The sequence below is a fragment of the Anabaena catenula FACHB-362 genome (genome assembly GCF_014698735.1).
GTDB lineage: Bacteria > Cyanobacteriota > Cyanobacteriia > Cyanobacteriales > Nostocaceae > Anabaena > Anabaena variabilis_A.
Genome location: NZ_JACJTQ010000003.1, coordinates 117,680 through 133,680 on the forward strand (window position 1 = coordinate 117,680; position 16,001 = coordinate 133,680).

The following is a 16,001-nucleotide window of genomic DNA, read 5'->3' on the forward strand; positions in this document are numbered from 1 at the left end:
ACAATTGCTTACATTAAGTTTGTTGATACTCAAGTCATATTTTCTGTGAATAGTAGGCATGAGGCTGTAAAATAGAATCATGCTACTAGGATTCAAGACAGCACTGAAGGTAAGCAAACAACAAAGACTACTACTGGCACAACACGCAGGAGTAGCCAGACACGCTTGGAATCAAGGATTAGCACTTTGTCAACAGGTAATAATACATAATCGGACAAACCCTGACGATAAAATTAAATTTCCCACAGCCATAGACTTACATAAATGGTTAGTAGCAGCAGTTAAATCTACCCATCCTTGGTATTATGAAGTATCTAAGTGCGCTCCTCAATACGCATTAAGACATTTATCAGATGCCTTTAAATCTTTTTTCAAAAAAGTTAAAGGGTTTCCCAACTTCAAGAAAAAAGGTAGAAATGATTCTTTTACATTAGATGGTGCAATTCATATTGACCATAAAAAGGTAAGAGTTCCTATAATTGGATGGATAAAGACCTATGAACTTTTACCGTTTGGATATCAACCGAAATCAGTCACAATTAGCAAACAAGCTGACAGATGGTTTATCTCCTGGAAAATAGAAGTAGAAACAAGTCAAACCATTAAAAAGCAAGAGTTTGTCGGAGTTGACTTAGGAATAAATCATTTAGCAATATTATCAACAACAGAAGTATTTGATGGAGCAAAAAGCTATAAAAAGTATGAATCCTTACTAACAAGAATGCAATATTTGAATCGGCATAAAAAAGTCGGTTCTAATAATCATAGAAAAGCCCAAATCAAGATAGCGAGACTACATCAAAAAATAGCCAACATCAGAAAAGATACATTACATAAAATCACTACTTATGTCAGCAAAAACCACGCAGTCATAGGGATAGAAGATTTGAATGTATCAGGAATGTTAGCTAATGGTAAGTTGTCTAAAGCTATAGCTGATATGGGTTTTTATGAGTTTCGTAGGCAGCTAGAATACAAGACTCAACTATATGGTAGTAAGTTAGTCATTGTGGATAGATTTTATCCCAGTAGTAAAACTTGCTCTCGTTGTGGTGAGAAAAAATCATCTCTGTCACTGTCTCAAAGAGTGTTTCAATGTGAGAAATGTAGCTTTGAGTGTGATAGAGATTTAAATGCTGCGCTTAATATAAGTAATGAAGCGGTCAGATTGACCGTGTTAGCCTGTGGACTAGATAGTGCCGACACGAATAGGATGAAGCAGGAAGAAAAAGCGGACAATTGTTAGCATTTGTTAGCTTTTTTGTATCGGAAACCCTGTCCTTATATATGATTGGGGAATTTCAGCGGTTTTTTAAGTAGGCGAAAAAAATCAAACTATGTTAAGTAAGGTAACAAATTTGGAAATTTGCTGGTAGTCAAGGCTACAGCCTTACTTTCAGGTCTAAAGACCTCATTCCAAACCTATAAAATTCTTCCACAAAAATTATTTCCTCACAACTTCCTCAAATTGTTGCTCTAAGTTAAGAGCAGAGCTAATAGTTAGCCTAAAGTACAACTAGGTAATAAATCCTAATACCTTTTTTTCAGATGAAGCTGCATAGAATAAAATTTCCAGGACAACTACCGCAGATATAGACTCCCGTTGAGTTGCTTCTCGTATCGCCAAAAGCGAAGCTAACGCCAACGCGCAGCGTCTCCGACAGGAGAAGAGAAAAGAATACAGATAAATACCAGATGAATTCATGGATTCTATGAGTCTGTGATACCTCAGATTAAATTGGTATAAATTAAAAATTGATGAAAAATTGATTAATTTATATTTTCCCTACACCTAGACTTATTTTTAGCCTTGTTGTCACACTTCCAAACATTTAACACATTAGCCAGGATTAAAAATGTGCCGATACATGAATATTGTTAGAAAGATTAATCAGGAATTAGCAATCAGTGGGCAAATTACCCAATATCAGTTAAACCAAATTGCTGAAGAGGGTTACAAATCTGTCCTTAATTTGTGTTTTGCAGATGAAAAATGTTGGTGGGAAGATGAACAGAAAAATACTGAATTTTTAGGATTGTGCTATGTGAATGTACCCACAAAACTTGAAAGTCTCAATCATCAAGCTGCACTCCGGGTATTTCAAATTATTAGAGAATTACCTAAACCAATGCTGATACATTGTGATATTTCTATCCGTTCAGCAGCTATAGTATTGTTATATATTGCCACTAAACAAGGAATTGATTTTGAACAAGCATGGCAACAAACTATCAAATTATGTTTACTACAAAAATAATTTAGAGCGTTTTTTAGTAGAGAAAGGTACAAATTTACAGCAGGGAACTCTTAACAGGTAATAGGGTTGTCTCCTGTCATATAGCTGTAGCCAGGATAATTAGGACATTATTAATCCTTGAAACTTAGATATAATAAGGCTTTCCCTCCTGCCTCCTGCCCTCTGCCTCCTGCCTCCTGCTATAGTAACCATTCCAAGTTGACGAAAAGCTTATATGGGAATCATAAATGATATTTGATAGCTTGCGTGGCGTAGCCATAAAATTTTAAGTCTCGTAGGGTGGCATTGCCTCTCAAACCCTTGCTAAGGTGGGCATTGCCCACCCTACGTATATTTCCATAATCAAACTTTATTTCTATATAAGTACTTATGCAAAAATATTTATACATTTTTCAAAAAAACAGAAATCTCTGTATTCCTTTACTGTTGCCCGTTAAGAGTTCCCTGTTCCTTTGCCCAACTATATAATTTATTTTGCAAGAGTACTTAATAAGCTTTTCGATGTTTGAATTTTGACTTTTGTGCAGCAGTACTAATTTGTGCTGAAAATCTGAGATGCAGCCACGCAATTAGGGCTTTTTACCGAAGATGTGATATTGGCTGGGATTTTCTGTGAAGTTGTGGTTGATGTTGTTACAAATTCGCTGTTTTCTTTCATTAAACGACTGTAAGTACGCTGGGGGATGTAATGAAGTGGATTGTAGCCAATAAAACGTAAAATCAGTACACAAGCCCAGGAATATTTACCATCAGCAATGGTTTCAATGATCTGATTTAATTCTTCAGGAGTAATAGCAGTCTGAAAATTTGTCTGAGAAGAAGAAACTTGGTAGTTCATAACTAACCCTGATGTTTTTTGTATCAATGGAGGTTTAGCGTTGCATATGTGCGGGATATTGTTGTCTGTTACAGATGTCCAAAACCCCAACAAAACCGAGTCATAAAGATTTGGCGATCGCTTGTCATGATCTCAAGAATTATCAGTGATTTTACCGTATAAACTGATCGTGTTCCTAGCAATTACTGACAAAAAAGCATCCTTATTCTCATCACCTAACTTTAGTTATAGGATTTTACTCAGGACTTAGCACTACTTAACTTACCCATTTTCCCTTACCTGTACGCAAATTCTAAACCTATGCCCTGACTTTAGCGCCCAAGTCAATCTTGTGATTAGAAAATAGGGAACACAGACACTCACATGATATGCAGGATACTATTTTTTTGTAGTCTATTTAGCCAAATTGGCAAATTTTTCTCTAAAAAAATTATAGTTTACAGTAGTTGACAAAACTGTGTTCAGCATATATGAACCTCCGAAAGTGTCATTAATTAGTGATGTTATAAGACTCCTATTTGATTTTTGTGTCTTCCTGACGGGGGCGTATGACTAATATCAAGTCCGGCTAATTGCTGATCAAAAAACTCGACCCGTCAGCCCTAACATCAGCCCTAACAATAAATCTATCTCTAAGGATATGCTGAAGTGAAGAACCGGACACGATATAATGCCACATCAACTATAGGAATCCGGTTTGATTACTAAATTTACTTATGTGGGTTCTTAATAGGGAATAGGGAACAGGAGAGGTAAATATGTACTGATTTTTATTAAGCGCAAAGCGCAGGACACTTTCACAAAAATCAAATAGGAGTCATATATAGCAAAAATGGCCGGTTCTCTGGCTTAAAAAATCAGTATTTCCGCCATTTCCCTTAGTTCTATATCTGAGGAATGATAGAGGGTTTCATACTTGAGCTAGATGCGATAAATATTACAAATTGTTTATCTTCAAAGAGAAAATGCACCTCACAAAAACCATCATCTAGAACTACAGTTTTTGAGGAGAGAAAAAATGAGGGTGTAGCCTAGCTAGAATTTGGGAATTTGCTATGTATGAATTAGTGCAAACTGTTTTAAATAGTGAGGAAAAAACCGCACTCCAGCAGTTTATCTTGACTTTAGGTACTACTGATAAATCTTACTTTCTGAGAAATGAAATTTTGCAAGCCTTTGCAAATTACTGTCATCAATCCCAAAAACCTACTTATTTTTATCACTCTTCCTCGATCGGCACACTCATACACTACACCCATGAAATAATTCTCGACCATGAAAGTACTTGGTTTGTGGTCAGACCGAAGATAGCAAGCCAAGAAGTGTGGCGACTAACCGCAGATTGCAGTGGGTTTGATCTGATGACATCCAAAGAATTATTAGATGTGCGCGATCGCTTAGTCAACCGCTACCAACCCGACATTTTAGAAATCGACCTTCGCCCCTTTTACCAAACATCCCCCAGTATCAGCGACCCCAGAAACATTGGTCAAGGTCTAGCCTTCCTCAACCATTACCTATGCAATCAAGTTGTCAATGACCCTGAATACTGGCTAGAGCTTTTGTTTCAAGCATTACAAAGATTGCAATACAATGGCATCCGGCTACTAATCGGCCTACGCATTCACTCAGGAATCGAACTAGCCAAACAAATTAAGCCAGCGATCGCTTTTTTGAGTGCAAGACCCCCTGAGGAACCCTACCCAGAATTCCGCTTTCACCTCCAAGAACTCGGTTTAGAAGCCGGCTGGGGTAACAATGCAGGGCGAGTTCGAGAAACCCTAGAACTTTTACAAAGACTCATCGACACCCCCCAACCCTCAATCCTTGAAGCCTTTGTAGCGCGTATCCCCGCCGTCTTTCGCGTCGTCCTCATTTCCATACATGGCTGGGTGGCTCAAGAAGATGTTTTAGGAAGAGATGAAACATTAGGTCAAGTTATCTATGTCCTCGAACAAGCACGCAGCTTAGAAAACAAATTGCGAGAGGAAATCAAACTTGCAGGTCTTGACATATTAGGTATTAAACCTCATGTAATTATTCTCACCCGCCTCATCCCCAATTGCGAAGAGACATTTTGCGACTTGCGTTTAGAAAAAGTTCACAATACAGAAAACGCCTGGATTTTGCGGATTCCCTTTGCAGAATTTAATCCAGAAGTGACCAATAACTGGATTTCTAAATTTGAAATTTGGCCTTATCTAGAAACATTCGCCCACGATGCCGAAAAAGAACTATTAGCCCAATTTAAAGGTACACCCAATCTAATTATTGGCAACTACAGTGATGGTAACTTAGTCGCCTTTCTCCTCTCCCGCCGACTGAAAGTCACCCAATGCAACATTGCTCATTCTCTAGAAAAACCTAAATATCTATTTAGTAACTTATATTGGCAAGACTTAGAAGAAAAATATCATTTCTCTGCCCAATTCACTGCTGACTTAATCAGCATGAATTCAGCGGATTTTATTATAGCATCATCCTATCAAGAAATTCTCGGTACACCAGACACCATCGGGCAGTACGAATCTTACAATTGTTTTACCATGCCCCAGTTATATCATGTAATTAATGGGATTGATTTATTTAGTCCTAAATTCAACATGGTAGCACCGGGAGTAAGTGAAACTTTCTTTTTTCCATACAGCCAAACAGAAAAACGAAATTCACTCCTGTGCCAAGATATTCAAGACTTACTTTTTAGCCGTGAGGATGACAACATTATTGGTCACTTAGATGACCTAACAAAAAGACCAATTTTTGCGGTTACTCCCGTCACATCAATTAAAAATCTCACTGGTTTAGCTGAATGTTTTGGTCAAAGTCAGGAATTACAAGAGCGCTGTAACTTAATTTTGTTAACTAGTAAAGTACATCCTGATCAATCGACTAACTCAGAAGACGCAAGAGAAATAGAAAAACTTCACGATATTATTAATCAATATAATATCCAAGGTAAAATCCGTTGGCTAGGGATGCGCTTTCCTAGCCGTAACATGGGTGAAGCTTACCGCATAATTGCCGATCATCAAGGTATTTATGTCCACTTTGCTCTTTATGAGTCTTTCGGGCGGAGCATTTTAGAAGCGATGATTTCTGGCTTACCAACCTTTGCAACTAAATTTGGTGGAGCATTAGAAATTATTGATAATCAGGACGGAAAATTTCATCTTAACCCAACGGATTTAGCAGGAACAGCGAAAACAATTTTAGACTTTCTAGAGCAATGTGATAAATCCCCCGAATATTGGCAAACAATTTCCCAATGGATGATCCAAAGAATTCGCCATAAATACAATTGGAATTTACACACCGAACAATTGCTATTACTAGCGAAAATGTTTAGTTTTTGGAATTTTGTAGCTCCAGAAGATCACGAAGCCAGAGATCGCTATATGGAAACTTTATTCCATCTCATCTATAAACCCAGAGCCGAAAAAATTCTGGCTCAACATATGGAGCGTCATGCTCTCATTGAACATTAACAAACTATAGCAGGAATCATAAATGATAACTGAAAAATTTTAAGTCTCGTAGGGTGGGCATTGCCCACCTTAGCAAGGGTTTGGATTACCCACCCTACGTATCAAAAATCAAATATTATTCCTATAGTAGGAAACTCTTACTCCCTTCCCACTAAAAGAATACCGATTAAATGAACAGCAAAGACGCATAGACACCCGAAGGGTGGCTTCCCGCAGGGTAGAACGCGAAGTAAAGAAGGAAGAAGATAGCTAATCTTACACTCGGAAGGGAGTAACAGGCTGAAAACTCTTTTGGTCAGTTCATGTCCTCACCGAATATAAACCCCAAGAACACCAAGGGAACTATGCAAAAAAAATTCCCAGTCTCCAATCCTCAAAAATAGAAGTTTTCTGTAATTTAGAATTTAGAATTTATCCCAATTCAAAAAAAAGATTGTGAAAGATGAATAGCACAAAACCATTACCTGTCTATCTTTAACAATCTAAAATCTAAAATCCAAAATGGTATGAGAATTTATTTGTTCTAAATATGAATATCACAGGCATTTATCACGATTTTATCTACACAGACTGGATATTAAATGAAAACCAGTTTAACCCTGAGCTATTGCAACCTAGAGAAACAATTTTTACCATCGGTAATGGCTACTTAGGGACAAGGGGAAGTTTTGAAGAAGGCTATCCTCGCGCTTTATCAGCGACTTTTATTCATGGTGTTTATGATGATGTGCCGGTAGTTTATACCGAACTCGCCAATTGTCCAGATTGGCTACCATTGGTAGTAATAATTGATGGGGAACGCTTCCGCCTTGACCAAGGTGAAATACTAGCATATAACAGACAACTTGACCTGCGTCAGGGTGTTCTCAGCCGTTCTGTGCGTTGGCGTAGTCCCAAAGGCAAGACCATAGATATCGATTTTGAACGCTTCGCCAGCCTAGCAGATCACCATGTCTTAGGGCAACGCTGCCAGTTAACACCAGTAAATTTTCATGGGTTAATCGAAATAGAAGCTAGTATTAATGGCTACCCAGAAAATCAAGGTTTCAATCATTGGGAAGGACTAGACCAAGGTAAGATTGACAAAGGGTTCTGGTTACACAGTCGCACCCGCAACACGCAGATAGATATCGGCATGGCGGCGCGGATGACCATATCAGGAACTGAAGCGGTGCTGCAAGTTAATACTGCACCGGGCTATCCTACCGTCAGCGCAACTTTTTTCGCTGAACCAGAACAGACTGTGACGTTAGAGAAAATTGTGACAGTTTTTACCTCGCGGGATGTTGAGGAACCAGTCACAACAGCACCAGCAAAACTCGCCCAACTACCAGACTATATCACCCTTCGCAATGCCAATGAAAAAGCCTGGGCTGAGGTTTGGCAACAAAGTGATATTGTGATTGAGGGTGATATTACCGCAGCTTTTGCAGTTCGCTACAACATATTTCAATTACTAATTGCTGCGAAACGTGATGATGACAAGGTGAGTATTCCCGCTAAAACTCTGTCTGGATTTGGCTATCATGGTCATGTTTTTTGGGATACAGAAATCTTTATCCTGCCATTTTTTACTTTCACCCAACCAGCCATAGCTCGAAATCTGCTCAGTTACCGCTATCACACTTTAAATGGAGCGCGACGCAAGGCGCTTCATTATGGATATCAAGGGGCGATGTTTGCTTGGGAAAGTGCTGTGACAGGAGATGAAGTCACACCTAGATGGTCACTACCGAATGATTTTTATGCTGAAGATGTGCGGATTTGGTGTCGTGATCGGGAAATTCATATTAGTGCAGATATTACCTATGGGGCTTGGAACTACTGGCAGGTAACTGGGGACGACGAGTGGATGCGAGATTATGGCGCAGAGATGATCTTGGATACTGCTATTTTCTGGAATAGCCGCGTTGAGTTTAATTCTCAAGCTCAACGGTATGAAATTCGCGGGGTGATAGGTGCAGATGAATATCACGAGTTGGTACATAACAATAGTTTTACTAACCGCATGGTGCAATGGCATTTAGAAAAAGCTTGTCTAGTTGATGATTGGTTACATCGTCAGTTCCCAGAAAAAGCAGCAGAATTAGCGGAAAAATTGCAACTTACAACCAAAATCAGAACTAATTGGCAAGAAATCATTAACAAAATTTGGATTTCCTACAACCCAGAAACGGAATTAATTGAGCAATGTGAGGGATTTTTCCAATTAGAAGATATCAATTTAGCCGACTACGAACCACGCCAAAAGTCAATGCAAACCATCTTGGGAATTGAAGGAGCCAACAAACGCCAAGTCCTCAAGCAGCCAGATGTGTTAATGCTAATTTATCTAATGCGAGAATTTGCTGAATTTCCCTACAACCAGAAAACATTACAAGCAAATTGGGACTACTACGCACCTCGCACAGATATCACCTATGGTTCTTCTCTGGGACCGGCAATTCACGCGATTTTAGCCGCCGATTTAGGCAAATCACAGGAAGCATATAATCTGTTTATGCAAGCGGCTATGGTGGATTTGCAAGATAAACGCGGTAACACTCAAGATGGGATTCACGGTGCTAGTGCTGGGGGAATTTGGCAGGTTATAGTTTTCGGATTTGGCGGTATCCAATTTCAGGACAATCTCCCCGTAGCCAATCCTCATCTACCAGCAGGTTGGACACGTCTCCAATTTAAGTTACACTGGCGCGGTAAATGGCACGATTTTGATTTACGTCCCTCCGCTCCATCTCCCCAAGTTCCCAACATCCGAGGAATTATCTTTGATTTAGATGGTGTGTTGACAGATACCGCAGACTATCACTACCAAGCTTGGCAGAAGTTAGCAGATGAAGAGGGTATACCTTTTAACCGCCAAGCTAATGAAGCATTGCGGGGTGTTTCTCGTCGCGCTTCTCTGATGTTGATTATTGGTGATAGACGATATTCAGAAGTGCAAATTCAGGAAATGATGGAACGCAAGAACGACTATTATGTGAAATTGATTCACAATATCACGTCGAAGGATTTGTTACCTGGGGCGGTTTCTCTGTTGGATGAATTGCGCCAAGCTGGAATCAAAATAGCCCTTGGTTCAGCGAGTAAAAATGCTCGTGTAGTCATTGAACGATTAGGAATTGCGGATAAATTTGATGCTGTCGCTGATGGTTATAGTGTCCAAGAACCCAAACCAGCCCCGGATTTATTTCTTTATGCCGCCAAACAGCTAGGAATCCCACCTAGTCAATGTGTAGTTTTTGAAGATGCAGCGGCAGGTATTCAGGCAGCTAAAGCGGCAGGAATGTTGGCGGTAGGACTGGGGCCTGTTGAGAGAGTCGGGGCTGCTGATATTGTTTTACCTAGCCTAGCAGGTGTCAAGTGGGAAAATTTGTTCAGGAGTGGTGTGTGCTGAGTTTTGATAAATCTCTTGATCCCTGCTACCTATTTGTATCAACTTTTTTTCCTGACCCGGTAGAGCAGGGGAAACGCATCTAAATTATCTTGACAAAATATCATTTAGGTGTATGAATTTTTTATAACTATATTATTTTAGCAATACCGTATCGTCAGCTAACTAGAACACCAAATTACCAAGACTTAAAAACCTAGCAATTTCATCTAACATTGATTGCGGTTCATCAACACGAATCAAATGTCCGCTGTTCTCAAATATTTTCAACTGAGCATTAGGAATAGCTTCAGCAATTTCTTCAGAAAACTCTGGAGCGCAGATCCAGTCATGCCGTCCTCCAATTACGAGAGTTGGTGAGGTAATCTTATGTAATTCGTTGAGGATATTGTAGTCATTTAAGAAGCCACTAAAGGCAACATTAATGGCATCAACTGAGAGGATTGTTTCGTCTGAGTCTGGGGAATTTAATTTTCGGTCATTGCTTTGGGAATACATTGAACCCATCACCCGAAAGAATTGGCGTAGCTGCTCTTCATTCTCAAAATTACCAGACCAAAGTTGAAGAGCGATCGCTTTTTGTTCTTCGTTTCCCCGTTCTGCCAAAATCTCCTGAGCGCGTTCTAGAAACCGGGAATTAGCTGCTGTGGCAATGACAATCAGGTGTGAAACATTTTGGGGATACTTCACAGCATAAGAAAGAGCAACCATACCTCCATAGGAAGAACCAATTAAAACGATTTTATCCAACCCCAGATATTGGCGTAGAGCTTCCATATCGTCAACATTATTATCCAGGGTATAGGTTTCTTTCGCTCCACGGGCTGACCTTCCCTGCCCCCGATGGTCAAAATAGACTAACTGGAGGTGATGCACCAGCGGAGAAAAGCACGGTTTATAACTGGTATGATCAACTCCAGGTCCTCCATGAATTATAAAAGCAACAGGGTTCTCTCGTATTCCTTGTTCTTCAACCACCAAACCACAGCCGTCAACATCAAAATAGATTTCTGTATCCCGTATTTTAGCTCGCATTCTTGAGTTTTATCTCCAGCAGTTGATGTTCAATTCTGTTGTCATGATAACCATTTTGAACTATAAATTGACCAAGTAATTACTAATTCGTAATTCGTAATTCGTAATTAAAGAGGGTACAAGCCCCCATTGATTGTAACTACGAATTACGTTGGCGGTAGCCTGCGGTCGGCATTATTATCAATTACGAATTATGTTGACCTTCGTATAGATATGCTCTCATTGCTACTACGGATTTGACCACTGGTTACTGATTTGGTAGAACTACTTAAAAACCTCAACCAATCGACTAATACCTTCTTGAATCTGCATTTCATCCAGTTCAGCATAGCCCAAAATAAATTCACCTTGACCGGAAGAAGCAGGGGGAAAGGTAGCAGGGAGCGGGGGGAACAAGCCCTTTCCCTCTGGGTGGAGCGGAGCGGAACATGGGTACAAGCCCCGTCCTTCTAGGACGCTTATACGGGGCAGAGTCCAAGCTCCATCCCGGTCTTCCCCCTTGCCCCCTGCCCCCTGCCCCTTTTCCTCTTTGTGGCTCCATGAATTAAGATAAGAAGAACGAGCAGACATCAAGCCCACTCCCACCGTTTCCGCACGCTCAATTATGGTTTCATCACTCAAATGAGTGTCAAATTTCACCATGATATGAATACCTGCATTCTCACCAAAAATAGTAACTTGTTCGCCAAAGTGTGTATTTAATGCTTGCACCAAAACTTGCCGGCGTTGGTCATATAGAGAGCGCATTTTCCGAATATGACTTTCCAAATATCCATCAGCTATAAACTCTGCTAATACCTTTTGTTCTAGAGTTGGTAGCTGTCTGTCACTCAACCACTTCACCTGGGCAAACAGCGATACTAAATGTGGTGGTACAACCAAATAACCTATTCGCAGCGAAGGGAACAAAACCTTAGAAAAAGTACCAATATAAATTACACAATTGCTCTGGTCTAATCCCTGAAGAGCAGGAATAGGGCGATCGCCATAACGATACTCACTATCGTAATCATCTTCCAAAATCAAAGCATCATGCTGTTGCGCCCATAAGAGCAACTCCAAACGCCGGGGTAGAGATAGAGTAGATCCAGTAGGAAACTGATGGGAAGGAGTGACATAGACCATGCGAATTCTTTCTCCATCGCTGTTTGCCAGTTTTTCGACCATCAAACCAGAGTCATCTATAGGCACAGGTAACAAATTTACACCATGACTGAGAAATACCCGACGGGCGCTCAAATATCCAGGGTCTTCCATCGCTATACTATCACCCGGATCAACCAACAACCGCATCACTAAATCCAAAGCTTGTTGAGTCCCATTGGTGATGATGATTTGTTCGCGATCGCATTTTATAGCCCTAGCTCGTGCTAAGTAATGAGCGATCGCTTGACGTAGGGGCAGATATCCTTGAAAATCCGTCGCATAGTCCAACCAGTCTAAATCTGCCTTGCAGTGACGTGACAACAACTTAGACCAAAGTTTTCTCGGAAAATCCTTCAGCGCAGGTCTTCCATAGCGAAAACTGATGGCAGTGTTCACTTCTGTTTGTAATGAGAAGAGTGTCTTGGTTAAGCGAGTTCCTTGCTGTGAAAGCTGAATAGGGGAAGCATTTTGTTTGTCATCGGTAATCACAGGCACAGAATGCAGCAGGTCATCAGGTAGTTGAGCGCAGATATAAGTACCAGAACCAATAATTGTTTGCAAATAGCCTTCACTCAAAAGTTGTTCATAACTCTGTGTTACCGTTGTCCGAGAAATACCCAGAGATTTAGCCAGCGATCGCGTGGAAGGAATTTTTTGGCGTGGTAGTAACCGCCCAGTCAAAATTGCCCGTCGTAATTCTTCGTAGATTTGTTGATGAAGTGGCTGTGGTAGATGACTATCTAGAGCGATCGCTAAATCCATACTCAATTCCCAAGTGGACTTATATAAAAGTATAAAATTGGCTCTTGTTAAAGTCCACTTAAATGACTAACTTAGTCATAACGAAGGCAGGAGACAGAGGGCAGAAGAAACAAGTCACAAGGGGATTCAGACCCCTCCTGACTTGGAAGCACTGAATCAAGGTTCAGTGGGGGTCTTTAACCCTTTTTCCCTCCGGTCACTGGCAGAGAAATCCGAATCAGTATTCCCTTCTGCCTCCTGCCCTCTGCCCTCTGCCTTTCTTGATAACAGGATTTCAACAACTCAATGATGCTAACCCAACAGAAGATTCAGATTAGGGCAGAAACTCCCCAGGAAGATGCCCTGATTGCAGAACACTTTTATCAGATGTGGCTAGATATCGGCATTTCTCCTGAAGCAATTACAGCCGATTGGTTGGACACAGTGTTGCACTTTATTGATCATGCCCGTCGAGAACTAAAATATCAGGCATTTGTCGCAGAAATAGACGGTCTCATTGTCGGTTCTGTCGGTTGTCAACGATTTGCTGGATTGTATCCAAATATCATGAAAGCGAGAGAACGCTGTGATGGATATATCTGGGGCGTTTATGTGCAACCAGCTTACCGTCGTCAGGGAATTGCCACCCAATTGACAAAACAGGCGATGGACTATCTGAAAACAATTGGTTGTACCCATGCCGTTCTCAATGCCTCGCCATCTGGTGAATCTGTTTATTCACAATTGGGATTTACAAACAGCAATCTGAGGCGGCTAGATTTGCATTCTTTTGCTGGATTCCCAGATTAAGTGAACAGGCACAAACACGTAAAAATTCCCTACACAAGAAGTTCCATTCTTGCCTATTCCCTATTCCTTGCCCTAACCAGTAATTTTACCAATCAAACCGGATTGCTATATGAATTCATTACCAACTGAAACCCAGTCTGATTTATTAACTATTACCCAACGTAATCAAATCAAACGATTACCGCAACGAGGAAAGTACGAGCGCCAAGTGATTGACCCAATCTTAGATGAAGGCTTGGTCTGTCATGTCGGATTTGTAGTTGATTCTCAACCATTTGTGATTCCTACTGCCTACGGCAGAATAGATGAGTGTTTGTATATCCACGGTTCCCCAGCTAGTCGAATGTTGCGAAACCTGAAACAGGGTATCGAAGTTTGCATCACCATCACTTTGTTAGATGGGTTAGTGTTAGCGCGTTCAGCTTTTCATCATTCAATGAATTTTCGCTCTGTTGTCATCTTTGGAACTGCAACCGTTGTCGAAGATGAAGCCGAAAAATTAGCAGCATTGAAAGCATTCACTGAACACGTTGTTTCTGGTCGCTGGGACGAGGTGCGTCCTCCCACCCGTCAGGAACTTGCCGGAACACTGGTGTTATCACTACCCATAACAGAAGCCTCTGCCAAAGTGAGAACAGGTCCGCCAATCGATGATGAGGAGGATTATGCTTTACCAGTGTGGGCGGGAGAATTGCCATTACGATTAACAACGACAATGCCTATACCAGATCCCCGTCTATCACCGGAGATTGAATTACCAGCTAACGTGCAGAATTATACTAGAAATTCGGCAAAGTCTGTGTAAGGTGAATGCACCACAACAGAATCCTGTAGAAGATATTTGGCTGCAAGCAAAACGATTAATTAGGGCTTGCTGTTCGCGGAGCGTGCCGTTAGGCATATAAATGTAAAACCTAGATACATCAAAGGATTCAGGGGTAAAAAAGGTTAAGAAGGTGCAAGGAATAGACATTAAACCCATCAAAAACTGATCACTTTTCCCCCAAAGCAACTATTCAAAAGCTGCTTCTAATTCTTCCTCTGGTCACTGAGCGTAGTCGTTCGCGAAGCGTCTCGTTCACGTAGTGTCTCCGACAGGAGAAGAGAAGTGCTGACTCCTGACTCCTAACGAAAAGACTTTTTCAGCAAACCCTAATTAGAGAGTTTTATTTTTTCTGTCATTCTTTTACCGTAGTCAAGGCGTTATTTGATCTATCGATATCAACACTTATAGAACGTGGCAAGATTTTGATTTTATCAAAAATCTGTGATTTTCGAGTAAATGAACCACAGTTTAACCAGAAAATCGCTGGTAAAACTCTGTAAAAGTCTCTTGTTGTTTGCTGTTGTCAAGAACCGAAAAAATTACACTTTTAAATCTGCCCCAAAATTGACCACCCGGTAATAAAAAGTCTGCAAAGATTTGGGCAACTACCTCTGGGTCATTTTTAAAGACTCCACATCCCCAAGCGCCTAATATCAAAGCATCACAACCGCCCTCGACTGCCAAACTCAAAACTTTTGATGTACGATTAATAAGAGTGGAAAGTATTTTTTCACTTAAATGCTGTTGATTTTTTTGAATCATTCCAGCATTTGGTGCTGGACTGGTAATGAAATCTACAAGATATGGTTTTTCTAGCAACTCTCCATCATCGGTTTTAAAAACTGGGCAATTCGGAGAATAAATCATCCAATTTGAGTACAAAAGTGAACTCTCATGGCGATGAAAATCATAATATTGACGGCATTTCAACTGGCTTTTGTAGAGTGCTGAACTTCTTGCTAAACTCTCTTCTTGCGCTTGTGATCCTTTAAGAAATCCACCCCCTGGGTTTTTCGCGGAAGCAAAATTTAGAACACCAATTTGTTGAAATTGCCCAGTTCTTGCTATGCGTTCTGCTCCCATCAGGGTTGTCTCATTCCTGACTTCAAACCCAGTCCCTGAGAAACGAGGAATGCTATTGAGTACCCCAGATTCAATCTCAGCTAAATTGTCAGGACTATAGCATTTTGTCGAATCAAAACAATATTTTAATTCGCGAGCGATATCAACTTGATTGCCATTAGGAGAGATATAGCTACCGACATCAAGAATTTCTAGGGTATTTTGGGCTATGGCAATTCGTCTCATTACTGTTCTCTTTACTACTTCTGGCTTATGTGCATTTTAGAAAGATTTTAACAGAGATATAGGAATAATATTTGATTTTTGAAAAAAAATCAGAGATAATAGAGAACATACAAGTCTAATATAAAACAATAATAAAGCAGTATTTATAGCTATAGCCATA

Annotated in this window: 11 protein-coding genes; 6 read left to right on the top strand and 5 right to left on the bottom strand. The window is 40.4% G+C overall.

The features are described from left to right. Positions 1 to 79: 79 nt before the first annotated feature. The gene (locus H6G68_RS03800; protein WP_190905425.1) at positions 80 to 1,246 is read left to right on the top strand and encodes an RNA-guided endonuclease InsQ/TnpB family protein; all 1,167 of its coding nucleotides are present in this window, start codon (positions 80 to 82) and stop codon (positions 1,244 to 1,246) included. Positions 1,247 to 1,516: 270 nt separating this feature from the next. Here the strand turns inward: H6G68_RS03800 and H6G68_RS03805 are convergent, their stop codons facing one another. Beyond that, positions 1,517 to 1,705 (bottom strand): hypothetical protein, encoded by a 189-nt coding sequence (locus tag H6G68_RS03805; RefSeq protein ID WP_190905426.1) that lies wholly within the window; start codon positions 1,703 to 1,705, stop codon positions 1,517 to 1,519. A gap of 163 nt (positions 1,706 to 1,868) precedes the next feature. Between H6G68_RS03805 and H6G68_RS03810 the strand changes: the two genes are divergently transcribed. Next, positions 1,869 to 2,258, top strand: a complete 390-nt coding sequence (locus tag H6G68_RS03810; RefSeq protein ID WP_190905427.1) for a protein tyrosine phosphatase family protein — start codon at positions 1,869 to 1,871, stop codon at positions 2,256 to 2,258. Between the two features lie 532 nt (positions 2,259 to 2,790). Here H6G68_RS03810 and H6G68_RS03815 read toward each other — a convergent pair. Beyond that, positions 2,791 to 3,096, bottom strand: a complete 306-nt coding sequence (locus H6G68_RS03815; protein ID WP_190905428.1) for a HetP family heterocyst commitment protein — start codon at positions 3,094 to 3,096, stop codon at positions 2,791 to 2,793. Positions 3,097 to 4,151: 1,055 nt separating this feature from the next. On the opposite strand from H6G68_RS03815, the gene H6G68_RS03820 reads away from it, so the two are divergent. After that, entirely contained in the window at positions 4,152 to 6,581 is a 2,430-nt protein-coding gene (locus tag H6G68_RS03820; protein WP_190905429.1) for a sucrose synthase, read from the top strand. 529 nt (positions 6,582 to 7,110) lie between these two features. Then, positions 7,111 to 9,978, top strand: a complete 2,868-nt coding sequence (gene pgmB / locus H6G68_RS03825; RefSeq protein WP_190905430.1) for a beta-phosphoglucomutase — start codon at positions 7,111 to 7,113, stop codon at positions 9,976 to 9,978. A gap of 162 nt (positions 9,979 to 10,140) precedes the next feature. On the opposite strand, the gene H6G68_RS03830 is transcribed toward pgmB, so the two are convergent. Both H6G68_RS03830 and pdxR read right to left on the bottom strand, forming a co-directional pair. Continuing rightward, positions 10,141 to 11,010: an alpha/beta fold hydrolase gene (locus H6G68_RS03830; protein ID WP_190905431.1), complete on the bottom strand. Its 870-nt coding sequence runs from the start codon at positions 11,008 to 11,010 to the stop codon at positions 10,141 to 10,143. 264 nt (positions 11,011 to 11,274) lie between these two features. Further along, entirely contained in the window at positions 11,275 to 12,918 is a 1,644-nt protein-coding gene (gene pdxR, locus H6G68_RS03835; protein ID WP_190905432.1) for a MocR-like pyridoxine biosynthesis transcription factor PdxR, read from the bottom strand. A 285-nt stretch (positions 12,919 to 13,203) separates the two neighbouring features. Between pdxR and H6G68_RS03840 the strand changes: the two genes are divergently transcribed. Together H6G68_RS03840 and H6G68_RS03845 are read left to right on the top strand one after the other, a co-directional pair. After that, positions 13,204 to 13,707, top strand: a complete 504-nt coding sequence (locus H6G68_RS03840; protein WP_190905433.1) for a GNAT family N-acetyltransferase — start codon at positions 13,204 to 13,206, stop codon at positions 13,705 to 13,707. A gap of 109 nt (positions 13,708 to 13,816) precedes the next feature. Then, positions 13,817 to 14,512, top strand: coding sequence for a pyridoxamine 5'-phosphate oxidase family protein (locus H6G68_RS03845; RefSeq protein ID WP_190905434.1), 696 nt, complete (start codon positions 13,817 to 13,819; stop codon positions 14,510 to 14,512). A gap of 489 nt (positions 14,513 to 15,001) precedes the next feature. Here H6G68_RS03845 and H6G68_RS03850 read toward each other — a convergent pair whose 3' ends face one another. Next, positions 15,002 to 15,841 carry a TIGR02452 family protein gene (locus tag H6G68_RS03850; protein ID WP_190905435.1) on the bottom strand — a complete coding sequence of 280 codons (840 nt, stop codon included), beginning with the start codon at positions 15,839 to 15,841 and terminating at the stop codon, positions 15,002 to 15,004. Positions 15,842 to 16,001 lie beyond the last annotated feature (160 nt).

What these genes read in the sequence shown, in the direction of transcription:
- H6G68_RS03800 (WP_190905425.1), top strand. Translation starts at nt 80, where the DNA reads ATGCTACTAGGATTCAAGACAGCACTGAAGGTAAGCAAACAACAAAGA.
- H6G68_RS03805 (WP_190905426.1), bottom strand. Translation starts at nt 1,705, where the DNA reads ATGAATTCATCTGGTATTTATCTGTATTCTTTTCTCTTCTCCTGTCGG.
- H6G68_RS03810 (WP_190905427.1), top strand. Translation starts at nt 1,869, where the DNA reads ATGAATATTGTTAGAAAGATTAATCAGGAATTAGCAATCAGTGGGCAA.
- H6G68_RS03815 (WP_190905428.1), bottom strand. Translation starts at nt 3,096, where the DNA reads ATGAACTACCAAGTTTCTTCTTCTCAGACAAATTTTCAGACTGCTATT.
- H6G68_RS03820 (WP_190905429.1), top strand. Translation starts at nt 4,152, where the DNA reads ATGTATGAATTAGTGCAAACTGTTTTAAATAGTGAGGAAAAAACCGCA.
- pgmB (WP_190905430.1), top strand. Translation starts at nt 7,111, where the DNA reads ATGAATATCACAGGCATTTATCACGATTTTATCTACACAGACTGGATA.
- H6G68_RS03830 (WP_190905431.1), bottom strand. Translation starts at nt 11,010, where the DNA reads ATGCGAGCTAAAATACGGGATACAGAAATCTATTTTGATGTTGACGGC.
- pdxR (WP_190905432.1), bottom strand. Translation starts at nt 12,918, where the DNA reads ATGGATTTAGCGATCGCTCTAGATAGTCATCTACCACAGCCACTTCAT.
- H6G68_RS03840 (WP_190905433.1), top strand. Translation starts at nt 13,204, where the DNA reads ATGATGCTAACCCAACAGAAGATTCAGATTAGGGCAGAAACTCCCCAG.
- H6G68_RS03845 (WP_190905434.1), top strand. Translation starts at nt 13,817, where the DNA reads ATGAATTCATTACCAACTGAAACCCAGTCTGATTTATTAACTATTACC.
- H6G68_RS03850 (WP_190905435.1), bottom strand. Translation starts at nt 15,841, where the DNA reads ATGAGACGAATTGCCATAGCCCAAAATACCCTAGAAATTCTTGATGTC.